This is a genomic window from Bacillus sp. L75, assembly GCF_003676355.1.
In the GTDB taxonomy this organism is placed as follows: domain Bacteria; phylum Bacillota; class Bacilli; order Bacillales; family Bacillaceae; genus Bacillus; species Bacillus velezensis.
Genome location: NZ_ML064902.1, coordinates 59718 through 72932 on the forward strand (window position 1 = coordinate 59718; position 13215 = coordinate 72932).

Sequence of the window (13215 nt, forward strand, 5' to 3'; positions counted from 1 at the left end):
CAGCCGGCTAAAACTTACTGGAGGGATATTAATGTCAGAATTTAAGCAACAGGAGTTGTTCTGGAGCAGCATGTTCGATGCGGAAGATCGTCCCAGTGCAATCCCTTCGTTTCAAATGTCGGACTCAGCAATAGAGCATGATGCGTCGAGTGCACCCAACCGTATTCACAGTTCATTGAGCCCCGATGTATCCCTGCGCATCATGAAGATGACGAATAAATCGCCAATGGCCGTTTATATGGTTCTCCTGGTTGGAATCGAGTGTCTTTTGTACAAATATACGGGGGAAGAGGGCGTTATTGTAGGTGTACCGACCTTTGAAGACGAAACCGATGAAGACCTTCGTTTAGACCAAGTCATGTTAATCAAACAAAACATAAATGCGGACAGCACGTTTAAATCCATTTTTAATGAATTCAAGCATACGCTGAACGGAGCCATCTTACATCAGCACGTTCCTTTCGATAAAATGGCCGGTCCATTAAATCTGAACTACGATTCAAATCATTTGCCAATGATCCACACGATTGTATCACTAGATCAGCTTCACCCCATTCGTTTTAGAGAAACGGCTGCTTCTGATACGTTATTTCAGTTTTCCATAGAAAATGATTCGATTCATTTAAAGTTAACTTATAATGAACAAGCTTATGATCGCCAGTATATGATGCAAGTGATCGAACATGTAAACCGGATTTTTTCGATTTTGTTATTCCAACCCGACCTTATGATCCGCCAGCTTAATATTCTGTCAGACTCAGAGACAAATCAACTCATCGCCTATAATCAAACGGCTGCAGAGTATCCAAGAGAAAAAACGATTCATCAATTTTTGGAGGAACAAGCGGAACGTACCCCTGATCAAACGGCTGTTGTCTACGAGGATAGCCGTCTGACGTACCGTGAATTGAATGAAAGGGCGAATCAACTCGCTCGGACACTGCAATCTGAGGGCGTACAGCCGGATCAGCCGGTCGGGATTATGGCCGAACGCGCCCTGGATATGATTGTAGGGATCTTCGGGATCTTGAAAGCCGGCGGGGCGTATGTACCGATTGACCCGGGCTATCCCGAGGAACGGGTTCGATACATATTGGAGGATTCGGATACGAAGTTGTTACTCGTGCAGAATCAATCGCAAGAGAGAGTACCTTTTACGGGAAAAGTGCTGGATATGAAAGATCCGCAAAACTTTTGTGAAGACGGGTCGAATGTAGAGCCGGCTGCTGGTCCGGATCATCTGGCCTATGTTATTTATACATCGGGTTCAACGGGCAAGCCGAAAGGGGTTATGGTTGAGCATCGGTCGGTCATCAATCGGCTGGTGTGGATGCAGGAAAAATACCCTCTCGATGAGCGGGATGCGATTCTGCAAAAAACTGCGATCACCTTTGATGTATCAGTGTGGGAACTGTTCTGGTGGACGATATCAGGTTCCAGATTGGTTCTGTTGCCAAACGGAGGAGAAAAGAATCCCGAGCTGATTTTAGATACAATTGCACAAAAAGGTGTCAGCACAATGCATTTTGTACCGGCGATGCTGCATGCCTTCCTGGAATCCATGGATCAGAAGCCAAGCGGGATGTTGAAACAAAAATTAGCGTCATTAAGACATGTGTTTGCAAGCGGTGAGGCTTTGAAGCCTGTACATGTCGCAGGCTTTAAACACATCATCACATCGGTGAGCCAGGCTCAAATCATCAACTTGTACGGACCGACTGAGGCAACAATTGATGTATCATACTTTGATTGCCAGACGGAAGAAACATATGCATCGATTCCGATAGGCAAACCGATTTCCAACATTCAATTGTATATATTACATGCTGATTTGGAACATATGCAGCCGATCGGTGTGGCGGGAGAACTGTGCATTGCGGGCGATGGGCTTGCAAGGGGCTACTTGAATCGTCCCGAACTGACGGCCGAGAAGTTTGTAAACCATCCGATTGCATCAGGAGAACGGATATACCGGACGGGAGACTTGGCAAGATGGCTGCCTGACGGCAATATCGAGTATTTGGGCCGGATTGATCACCAGGTGAAAATCCGCGGTTACCGCATTGAAATCGGCGAAGTCGAAGGCGCTTTTTTTCAGCTGCCGGCGATCAAAGAAGCCATCGTTATCGCCCGGGAAATCGAGGGGGAAACATCCTTGTGCGCCTATTATACCGCACAACATGCTTTAACTGCAGGCGAGCTCCGTGAAGAGCTGTCCCGCCAGCTTCCATCCTATATGATACCTGCGTATTTCGTTCAGCTGGAAGAGATGCCGCTTACTTTCAACGGGAAAATAGACCGTAAATCCCTTCCTTCTCCAAGAGAGAATCTTACAGGCATGAACTATGAAGCTCCTCGAACAGAACTGGAAAAAATACTGGCCGCGGTGTGGGAGTCGGTCTTAGGCTTAGAACGGGTCGGAATCTCAGATCATTTTTTCGAATTGGGGGGCGATTCCATTAAGTCGATTCAAGTGTCCTCAAGATTATACCAAGCCGGGTATAAGTTTGAAATCAAACACTTGTTTAAATACCCAACGATCTCTGAGCTTGTTCCATACGTAGAGCCGGTAACCCGAATCGCAGAACAAGGGGAAATTAAAGGCCGGGCGCTGCTGACACCGATTCAGCATTGGTTTTTTGACCAGAAATACCCGGAATTACACCATTACAATCAAGCGGTTATGCTTTATTGGAAAGAGGGACTGGATGAATCAAAGCTTCGGGACGTCATGAAGAAGATCACAGAGCATCACGATGCTTTGCGCATGGTCTATGTTCCGACAGAAGATGGATATGAAGCCCGAAATCGCGGGATCGATGAAGGTGATCTGTTCAGCCTTGAAGTGATCTCACTACGCGAAGAAAAAAATGTGTCCCAGACGATAGAAACCATTTCCAATGAGATTCAGCAATCCATTCATTTAGCCGAAGGACCGCTCATGAAACTGGGATTGTTCCGGTGTCAAGAGGGAGATCATTTGCTGATTGCGGTTCATCATCTGGTCATCGACGGCGTATCGTGGAGGATTTTACTTGAGGATATAGCAGCAGCTTATGAGCAGCTTCAAAACGGCGAAGCGATCCGGCTTCCGAAGAAAACGGACTCTTACCTGTTATGGGCTGAACAGTTGAATCGTTATGCAGAAAGTCAGGAATTCGAAGCGGAAAATCAATACTGGTTCAGACAGAAACATAATCCGCAACTTACATTGCCAAAGGACAATGAACAGGAGACCGGTCTGGCCAAAGACAAGGAAACGGTCATCGTTCAATGGACCGTTGAGGAAACCGAACGTTTATTAAAAAACGCTCACCGGGCTTATTCGACCGATATGAACGATTTATTACTGACCGGTCTGGGAACTGCTATTCATCGTTGGACCGGATATGAAGACATTCTCATTGATCTTGAAGGACACGGCAGAGAGTCTATCATTCCGGATCTCGATATTTCGCGTACGGTGGGATGGTTCACAAGTCTATATCCGGTTTCGCTTCAAATCAAAGCTGATCAGGATATCCCGCAGCGGATTAAAACAGTGAAAGAAAATTTGCGTCAGATCCCCCAAAAAGGAATAGGTTACGGCCTGATCAAATATTTGTCCGATCACCCGAAGGCACATGAATGGACCGGACATCCGGAAATACGTTTCAATTATTTGGGTCAATTTGATCAAGATGTCCGGAACGGCAGGATGGAGATATCCCCTTACTCAAGCGGGAAAACAGCCAGTGACAATCGTCCCATGACCTATACACTTGATATCAACGGCATGATTTCAGACGGCCGATTGTCGCTGGCCATCAGCTATTGCGGTAAACAATATCAAAGAGAAACAATGGAAGCCTGTGCCGATCTCTTAAAAAGCAGCCTGCAGCAAGTCATCGCACATTGTGATGCTCAAGATCAAATTCACCTGACGCCAAGCGATATTTCGTTAAAAGGTATAACGATCGGTGAATTAGATCAATTTGTGCAGCAAACGAGTCATCTCGGTGACATTGAAAATATATACCCATTAACCCCGATGCAGAAAGGAATGTTGTTCCACAGCTTGATCGATTCGGCTTCCGAAGCTTACTTTGAACAAGCCGCTTTTGATCTGAAAGGTTTCTTGGATATCGATGCATTCAGGATGAGTTTGGCGCATCTGGCCGAAAAATATGACATTCTTCGGACTCTTTTTTATACAGAATGGAAAGATCAGCCTTTGCAGATTGTATTCCGGCAAAAGCCGATTGAAACGGCCGTTGAAGATATTCGCAGCATGAACAGTCATCAGCGCAGCGAGTTTATTGCCGATTTTGCAAGAAGAGATAAGGCGCGGGGATTCAATCTCACCCGGGATGCTTTAATGCGCGTATCGATCCTGCGGACAGAAGAAGACCAAGCGCGATTGATATGGAGCTTTCATCATATTTTAATGGATGGCTGGTGTTTGCCTCTTGTTACGAAAGAAGTGTTTGAAACCTATTATGCGATACTCGAGCAAAGGCAGCCGAAGCGGGGAGCCGTCACTCCATACAGCCGATATATCGAATGGCTGGATCAACAAGATCACAAGCAGGCGTCAGCCTATTGGCGTAACTATTTAGAAGGTTATGAAGGGCAGACTGTTTTGTTACAAGAACAAACTTCCGACCGGGCGAAAGGATACGAAAAAGGTGAGCATGAGTTTCGTTTAGGAAAGCGGCTCACAGACGAAATCAAACGGGCCGCAAGCCGCCAGCAAGTCACCGTCAATACATGGATACAAACCGCATGGGGCTTATTGCTGCAAAGATACAACGGGAGTCAGGATGTCGTCTTCGGCACTGTCGTATCCGGCAGACCGGCAGAAATTCCGGGAATTGAAACCATGGTCGGTTTATTTATCAATACCATTCCCGTACGTATTCATACGCAGCCTGAAATGACAGCTGCACAAGTATTGAAAATGAACCAGGAGCGGGCACTGGCTTCTCAAAAATATGATACATTTCCGTTGTATGACATTCAGGCTCAAACTGAGCAAAAGCAGCAGTTGATCAATCATATTATGGTATTTGAAAATTACCCGGTTGAGAAACAAATAGAACATATGAAGCAGGATGACAACGCATTAGACATTCTCGATTTTCATATGGAAGAACACACTCATTACGACTTTACTTTTATAGTGATGCCGGATGGAGAAATTGACATTCGTTTTGTATACAATCGCGATGTTTATGACCAAGCAAGCGTCGAACGGATGCAGACGCATTTCATGCAAATCATGAAGCAAATGGCGGACGATCAGGAAATTCGCGTTCAAGACCTTGATATCGTAACAGCGGATGAGCGATCGCTCCTGATAGATAAGTTCAACGATACGGCGGCTGAGTATCCAAAGGAAAAGACGATTCATCAATTGTTTGAAGAACAAGCGGAGCGAACGCCGGAGCAAGCGGCGATTGTTTTTGAAGATAAGAAGCTGACGTATCGGGTAGTAAATGAACGCGCCAATCAGCTGGCCCGAACCTTGGTTGCCAAAGGACTTCAGGCCGAGGAGCTTGTCGGCATTATGGCGGAACGTTCACCGGAGATGGTGATAGGCATCCTTGCTATTTTGAAAGCCGGGGGCGTTTACGTACCGATCGATCCGGATTATCCGAAAGAACGCATCCATTATATGCTTGAGGATTCTAACGTCTCTATCTTATTATTGCAACATCATCTTCTGGAAGGTACCGATTATCAAAGTCATACTATCTTCCTTGACGATCCGTCATCATACGGCGCCGAAGCATCTAATCTCAATCTGAACGTGATGCCAAATCAATTAGCCTACATTATTTATACATCAGGAACAACGGGGAATCCGAAAGGCACGCTCATTGAACATAAAAACGTGGTTCGTCTGTTATTTAATAATAAAAATGTTTTTGATTTTAATGCATCGGACACATGGACTTTGTTTCATTCCTTCTGCTTTGACTTTTCAGTATGGGAAATGTACGGAGCGCTGCTGTATGGGGGCAAATTAGTGATTGTTCCGAAACAAATAGCAAAAAACCCGGAAAGGTATTTGCAATTGTTAAAATCGGAAGCTGTGACCATTTTAAATCAAACGCCAAGTTATTTCTATCAACTGATGCAGGAAGAGAGAGCAGATCCCGAATCCAATTTAAACATCCGAAAAATCATATTTGGCGGAGAGGCGTTAAATCCATCCTTCTTGAAAGACTGGAAGCTTAAATATCCTTTAACACAATTAATCAATATGTACGGCATCACCGAAACTACCGTTCATGTCACATATAAAGAAATCACGGAACGGGAAATCGACGAGGGCAGAAGCAACATCGGACAACCTATTCCTACTCTGCAAGCGTATATTTTGGACGAATATCAGCGCATTCAGGTAATGGGCATACCGGGCGAACTCTATGTGGCAGGAGAGGGACTGGCCAGAGGATATTTGAACCGCCCGGAATTAACGGCTGAGAAATTTGTTGAACACCCGTTTGCCGCAGGCGAAAAAATGTACAAAACGGGAGATGTCGCCCGGTGGCTGCCTGACGGCAATATCGAGTATTTGGGAAGAATTGATCATCAGGTGAAAATCCGAGGCTACCGGATTGAAATTGGCGAGGTCGAAGCGGCTTTATTGCAATCGGAATCTGTCAAAGAAGCGGTCGTCATCGCAATTGAAGAAGAGGGCTCAAAGCAGCTGTGCGCCTACTTGTCAGGAGACGATTCATTAAATACGGCGCAGCTGAAGAGCCATTTGCTGAATAAACTGCCCGCTTATATGATACCGGCTTACTTTGTCCAAATGGAGAAGATGCCGATAACCGCAAATGGAAAAATCGATCGAAAAGCTTTGCCGGCTCCTGAGGGAAATAGGCTCACCGGAACCGAATACGAAGCGCCCGGAACGTTAATTGAAAAGCAGCTGGCCGAGATATGGAAGAACATTTTAGCTCTCAGCGACCCGGGAATTAAAGATAACTTCTTTGACGTTGGCGGCCATTCGCTCAAAGTATTGCAAGTAATTCATCAAATCAACGACCGTATGGGAATCAAAATGCATTATCAAGCCGTATACGATTTTCCTACCATCGAAACAATGGCACGCGCCATTCAAGCGGCAGTTTTCGAGTCCAAGACGGATAACGTATTCGTCAAGATGAATCAGAACGGTTTAATCCCTGTGTTCTGTTTCCCGCCTTTAATCGGATACGGGCTGGTCTATAATGAAATGGCGAAAAGACTTGACGGCCGCTGCACCGTCTATGCCGCTGATTTCCTAGAAGAGCCGTCTTACGAGCAAGAGATCGTTGACCGGTATGCAGAAAGCATGATAGGCATTCAGGAACAAGGGCCCTTTGTTTTACTTGGTTACTCCTCGGGGTCGAATTTGGCTTTTGAGGTTACCAAAGCCTTAGAGAAGCGCGGACGCATCGTATCGGACATTATGATGCTTGATTCTAAAAGAGCCGTTTCGGTGAATTATTTTTCGGAAGAGGAAACCGAAGAGATCATTCATCGGAATCTGGATATCATTCCGGATTATTATAGAGAATTATTAACCATTCCTTCGATTAAGGAAAAAATCAGAAGCTATCTCACATATCACAATAAACTGATCAATTCCGGCGCGGTGAACGCCAACATTCATCATTTTCTATGCGGCGAGTTGACCGATAGAGGATGGAAGCAATCAACCGCACAGCATTACCTTGAGTACAAATTAAAAGGAGACCATGTGACGATCTTTGACCCTCACAATATTGAAGAAAATACGGATACAATTCGATCTATTATTAAAAGGATTGAAGAGCGGCATCATCACGGACTTGTTCTTGAAGAACAACTGTCAATGGGATCGTTTGCTGGCGACACGAAGTTTGACAAAATGTAAGTGATTCAGGGCAAAATGCCGCTGACTGTAACCGGCGGCATTTTTCATAAAAGAGGGTCAGATATTTGCAACGTTTTCACTCTAAAAATCATTCATTTTACGCATTCTTCATGACCTGTTGTTATCATATTTTTTAAAAACCTAATATGCGGAAACAGGAGGATGTTAAGCTGATGAAAAAGTGCAGCGTATGTTTATTGATTCTTGCTTTATTATTGAGCTGTTTACCTGGGGAATATGCGAATGCGGTAAGCACTCCAATTGCAAAACATGTTGGGAATTCAAATCCGCTTATCGACCATCATCTGGGCGCAGATCCGTTTGCGCTGACCTATAACGGAAGAGTCTACATCTATATGTCAAGCGATGACTATGAATATAATAGCGACGGCACGATTAAGGATAATTCATTTGCCAATTTGAATAAAATATCCGTCATATCTTCAGCGGATATGGTGAACTGGACAGATCACGGAACGATTCCCGCAGCGGGTGCCAATGGGCTGAATGGCGGCCGGGGGATTGCCAAATGGGCAGGAGCATCATGGGCCCCGTCAGCCGCGGTGAAAAAGATCAACGGTAAGGATAAATTTTTCCTTTATTTCGCAAACGGCGGCGGAGGTATCGGGGTTCTCACCGCAGACAGCCCGACCGGCCCATGGACAGATCCCATCGGAAAAGCGCTGGTAACGCCAAATACGCCAGGAATGTCCGGTGTTGTATGGCTTTTTGATCCTGCAGTATTCGTAGATGATGACGGTACCGGTTACCTATATGCCGGCGGAGGCGTTCCGGGCGGTTCAAATCCAACGCAGGGGCAATGGGCCAATCCTAAAACAGCAAGAGTCATGAAATTAGGTCCTGATATGACCAGTGTTGCCGGAAGTGCGTCTACGATTGATGCGCCTTTTATGTTTGAAGATTCGGGAATGCATAAGTATAACGGAAAATATTACTATTCCTATTGTATCAATTTCGGGGGCGCGCACCCGGCCGATAAACCTCCAGGTGAGATCGGCTATATGACCAGCTCAAGTCCTATGGATTCTTTTTCGTATAGAGGGCACTTTCTGAAAAATCCGGGAGCATTTTTCGGAGGCGGCGGGAACAATCATCATGCTGTTTTCAATTTTAAAAACGAGTGGTATGTGGTGTATCATACTCAAACTGTCAGCTCCGCTCTTTACGGGGCCGGCAAAGGTTACCGTTCTCCCCATATTAATAAGCTTGTGCATAATCCAGATGGCTCCCTGCAAGAGGTAGCGGCAAATTTTGCAGGTGTCAAACAGCTATCCAATTTGAATCCATATCACCGCGTAGAAGCGGAAACGTTTGCCTGGAACGGACGGATTTTGACAGAGGCATCCTCAGCACCCGGCGGCCCGGTCAATAATCAACATGTCACAAACATTCATAACGGAGACTGGATTGCTGTTGGAAATGCAGATTTCGGGTCAGGCGGTGCCAGGACGTTTAAAGCAAATGTAGCGTCCGCTCTTGGCGGGAAAATAGAAGTGCGGCTAGATACTGCAAACGGTAAGCTTGTCGGAACCTTGAATGTCCCTTCCACAGGCGGAACGCAATCTTGGAGAGAAATAGAAACTGCGGTAAGCGGCGCATCCGGTGTTCACAACGTATTCTTTGTATTTACCGGAACTGGTACAGGAAACTTGTTTAATTTCGATTACTGGCAGTTTACACAAAGATAAGCAAAGGGAGACAAAGGTACGTTTTCTAAGTCCATAAACGACATATGAAGGAGAGGAAAAAATGATATCGAGCGTAAAAAAAACAATTTGTGTATTATTGGTATGTTTCACAATGCTGTCCGTCATGCTCTTAGGACCGGGAGTTACTGAAGTTTCAGCAGCAAGTGATGCAACAGTTAATATATCTGCAGAAAGACAAGTGATTCGCGGTTTTGGAGGAATGAACCACCCGGCTTGGATTGGAGACTTGACTGCGGCTCAACGGGAGACCGCTTTTGGCAATGGACAGAATCAGTTAGGTTTTTCGGTCTTAAGAATTCATGTAGATGAAAATAGAAATAATTGGTACAAGGAAGTGGAGACTGCAAAGAGTGCGATCAAACATGGAGCAATCGTTTTTGCTTCCCCTTGGAATCCGCCAAACGATATGGTTGAGACTTTCAATCATAATGGTGACACAACAGCTAAGCGGCTGAGATACGATAAGTACGCCGCATACGCGCAGCATCTTAACGATTTCGTTAATTTCATGAAGAGTAATGGTGTGAATCTGTATGCGATTTCTATGCAAAACGAGCCTGATTACGCTCACGAATGGACATGGTGGACGCCCCAAGAAATCCTGCGTTTCATGAGAGAGAATGCCGGTTCCATTAATGCCCGCGTGATTGCGCCGGAATCATTTCAATACCTGAAAAATATATCGGACCCCATTTTAAACGATCCGCAGGCGCTTAGGAATATGGATATCCTCGGAACCCACCTGTACGGCACTCAGGTCAGTCAGTTTCCTTATCCTCTTTTCAAACAAAAAGGAGGAGGGAAAGAGCTATGGATGACGGAGGTATACTATCCGAATAGTGACAACAATTCAGCGGATCGCTGGCCTGAGGCTTTAGGTGTTTCAGAGCATATTCATCATTCAATGGTAGAGGGAGATTTTCAAGCTTATGTGTGGTGGTACATCCGCAGATCATACGGCCCTATGAAAGAAGATGGGATGATCAGCAAACGCGGATACAATATGGCTCATTTCTCAAAATTTGTGCGCCCAGGCTATGTAAGGATTGATGCAACGAAAAATCCTGAACCGAATGTTTACGTGTCAGCCTATAAAGGAGACAATAAAGTCGTGATTGTTGCCATTAATAAAAATAACACAGGGGTCAACCAAAACTTCGTGTTGCAGAATGGAACTGCTTCGCAAGTATCCAGATGGATCACGAGCAGCAGCAGCAATCTTCAACCTGGAACGGATCTCAAAGTAACGGACAATCATTTTTGGGCCCATCTTCCGGCTCAAAGCGTGACAACATTTGTTGTAAAGCGTTAAAGGCATCAGCATCGCAATAAGCCAATTTTCTTACTCAAAAAAGAAAATTGGCTTATTTTCTGTGGGAGAGAAGTGTTGATTTTTTTAACGATACACAGACATTGGGTATAATAATGACAATGACTTCAAGGAGTGATCAATATATGTCACGGCTTCACAGCAAAGTATTAATCATAGACGACGAAAAAGAAATTTTGGAACTGATCAAAACCGTATTAATAAGAGAAGGCATTGATCGCGTAGTGACAGCTTCGACTGCCCGTGACGGATTGGCTCAATTTCATCAAGAAAATCCCGATCTGGTGATATTGGATATCATGCTGCCAGACGGTGAAGGCTATGATATCTGCAAGCAAATAAGAGACATTTCACACGTTCCTATTATCTTTTTGTCTGCAAAGGGGGAGGAAACGGATAAAATTGTAGGACTTGCCATCGGCGGGGACGACTACATTACAAAACCCTTCAGCCCTAAGGAAGTTGCATATCGAGTCAAAGCGCAGCTGAGACGGGTCTCTTACTTACAGCCTTCTCAAACCGGAACCGTGATAAAAAAAGGACCATTTGAATTAAACCAACAACAAGCCGAGCTCACCAAAAATGAAGCGGCTATTGAGTTAACACCTAAAGAACTTATGCTTATGACCTATTTTCTGCAGCATCCCAATCGGGTGATCAGTAAAGAAACACTTTATCAAGCTGTATGGGGAGAAGATTTCTTCGGTTCTGACAATACGGTGATGGTTCATATACGCAGGCTCCGTGAGAAAATAGAAACTGTCCCATCAAAACCAGACTTTCTCGTCACTGTGAAAGGGTTAGGCTACAAATTTGTTGTAAAGGATGCGTAAGGATGAATTGGCGATTAACAGGCAGATACATGGTATCTGTCATCATAGTGACCATCATTACAGTCTTCATTAATTTATTTATTTTTATGTTTTGGCTCGTTTTCCAGGCGAACAGCCAACATGACGAAGAAAGTACACCGGAAACTTTCACAAGATCATTCCGACAATATGTCACGTTATCGAACAATGGTATCACAGTAAACAAAGAGGGCCAAAAAGCTTTAAAAGAGCAGAATGCATGGATTCAAATATTAGATGAAAACGGACAGGATGTTTATCATGATAGAGAACCTAAAGGACTGAAGAAAAAATATACGCCTATTGAAATTGTAAATTTACATAAATATAAGGATGAACAATTATTATCAACCATTTACGCTGGCGGGAAAAAAGTAAATGGCAAGGAGTACAGTTACTTTATAGGGTTTAAAAATCCCTCTCTCGGAAAATTTGTCCTCTCATATGATACCAAGGAATTTGTGACGAAGTTCAATGCAGGAACCATCATATTATTATCAATAGATGCATTGATCGCGTTACTCATTGGCTATCTATTCAGCCGGCAGCTCACAAAACCGCTCGGCCGTGTCATTCAAGGAATTCAGCGGTTAGCTAATGGAGATTATACGATCAAAATGAAATCCAAAGGCATTTATAAAGATGTCTTCTATAATGTCAATCATTTATCGGAACAACTATCTTCAAGCACAAAAGAAAAAGATAAATTAGAGCAAATGCGTGAAGAGTGGATCAGTCATATTTCTCATGACATTAAAACACCATTAGCATCTATTCAAGGCTATGCAGAAATCATCCAAGATCCAAATTACCATCTCACAGCCGAACAGGTCAGAGAGTACGCCCAGATCATTGAGAGTAAATCCCTCTATATGAAAGATGTGATGGAAGATTTAAATTTAACGACAAGGCTGAAAAACAACGATGTGATGTTACATACAGAACGGGTAAACCTTGTATCGCTGCTGCGGGAAACGTTAATTGATATGTTAAACGATTCTAGATATACGGATAAGTCCATTGAACTCCAAACGAACGTGGAAAAGCTGATGCTGAACCTTGATGCGATATTGATTAGGAGAGCGGTCACGAATCTCATTTTAAATGCCCTCGTTCACAATGATCCTGATGTGAAGATCGTTGTACAGCTTGAACAAAAAGAACGGACTCATGTGACAATTAAGGACAACGGCAAAGGGATAGAAGAAGAGGAGCTGGAAAAAGTGTTTGATCGCTATTACAGGGGCACAAATACAGGAACGACGCATGCAGGCTCTGGTCTTGGAATGGCCATAGCAAAGGATATTATCCAAAAGCACGGAGGGGACATCACCATTCACAGCACCGCGGGAGAAGGGACAACGATAGATATACAATTATCATAATGGCTATACAAAAAAACGGTTCTGTTGA

General features: G+C 44.3%; 5 protein-coding genes. All 5 read left to right on the top strand.

The features are described from left to right. The first annotated feature begins 31 nt into the window (after positions 1 to 31). The 5 genes from bamC (at position 32) to D5S11_RS03820 (ending at position 13187) form a co-directional block, all read left to right on the top strand. The gene (bamC, locus tag D5S11_RS03800; protein ID WP_108724942.1) at positions 32 to 7891 is read left to right on the top strand and encodes a bacillomycin D non-ribosomal peptide synthetase BamC; all 7860 of its coding nucleotides are present in this window, start codon (positions 32 to 34) and stop codon (positions 7889 to 7891) included. A 170-nt stretch (positions 7892 to 8061) separates the two neighbouring features. Continuing rightward, positions 8062 to 9600, top strand: a complete 1539-nt coding sequence (locus D5S11_RS03805; protein WP_041482494.1) for a glycoside hydrolase family 43 protein — start codon at positions 8062 to 8064, stop codon at positions 9598 to 9600. 61 nt (positions 9601 to 9661) lie between these two features. Next, on the top strand, positions 9662 to 10933 hold the full coding sequence (gene xynC / locus D5S11_RS03810; RefSeq protein ID WP_020955895.1) for a glucuronoarabinoxylan endo-1,4-beta-xylanase XynC: 1272 nt from the start codon (positions 9662 to 9664) through the stop codon (positions 10931 to 10933). 143 nt (positions 10934 to 11076) lie between these two features. Further along, complete coding sequence (locus D5S11_RS03815; RefSeq protein ID WP_020955894.1) at positions 11077 to 11784, top strand: response regulator transcription factor; 708 nt, start codon at positions 11077 to 11079, stop codon at positions 11782 to 11784. A 2-nt stretch (positions 11785 to 11786) separates the two neighbouring features. After that, positions 11787 to 13187, top strand: coding sequence for a sensor histidine kinase (locus D5S11_RS03820; protein ID WP_047935766.1), 1401 nt, complete (start codon positions 11787 to 11789; stop codon positions 13185 to 13187). The last annotated feature ends 28 nt before the right edge of the window (positions 13188 to 13215 follow it).

Excerpts from the sequence above, each read along its gene's own strand:
- bamC (WP_108724942.1), top strand. The coding sequence starts at position 32 with ATGTCAGAATTTAAGCAACAGGAGTTGTTCTGGAGCAGCATGTTCGAT.
- xynC (WP_020955895.1), top strand. The coding sequence starts at position 9,662 with ATGATATCGAGCGTAAAAAAAACAATTTGTGTATTATTGGTATGTTTC.
- D5S11_RS03815 (WP_020955894.1), top strand. The coding sequence starts at position 11,077 with ATGTCACGGCTTCACAGCAAAGTATTAATCATAGACGACGAAAAAGAA.
- D5S11_RS03820 (WP_047935766.1), top strand. The coding sequence starts at position 11,787 with ATGAATTGGCGATTAACAGGCAGATACATGGTATCTGTCATCATAGTG.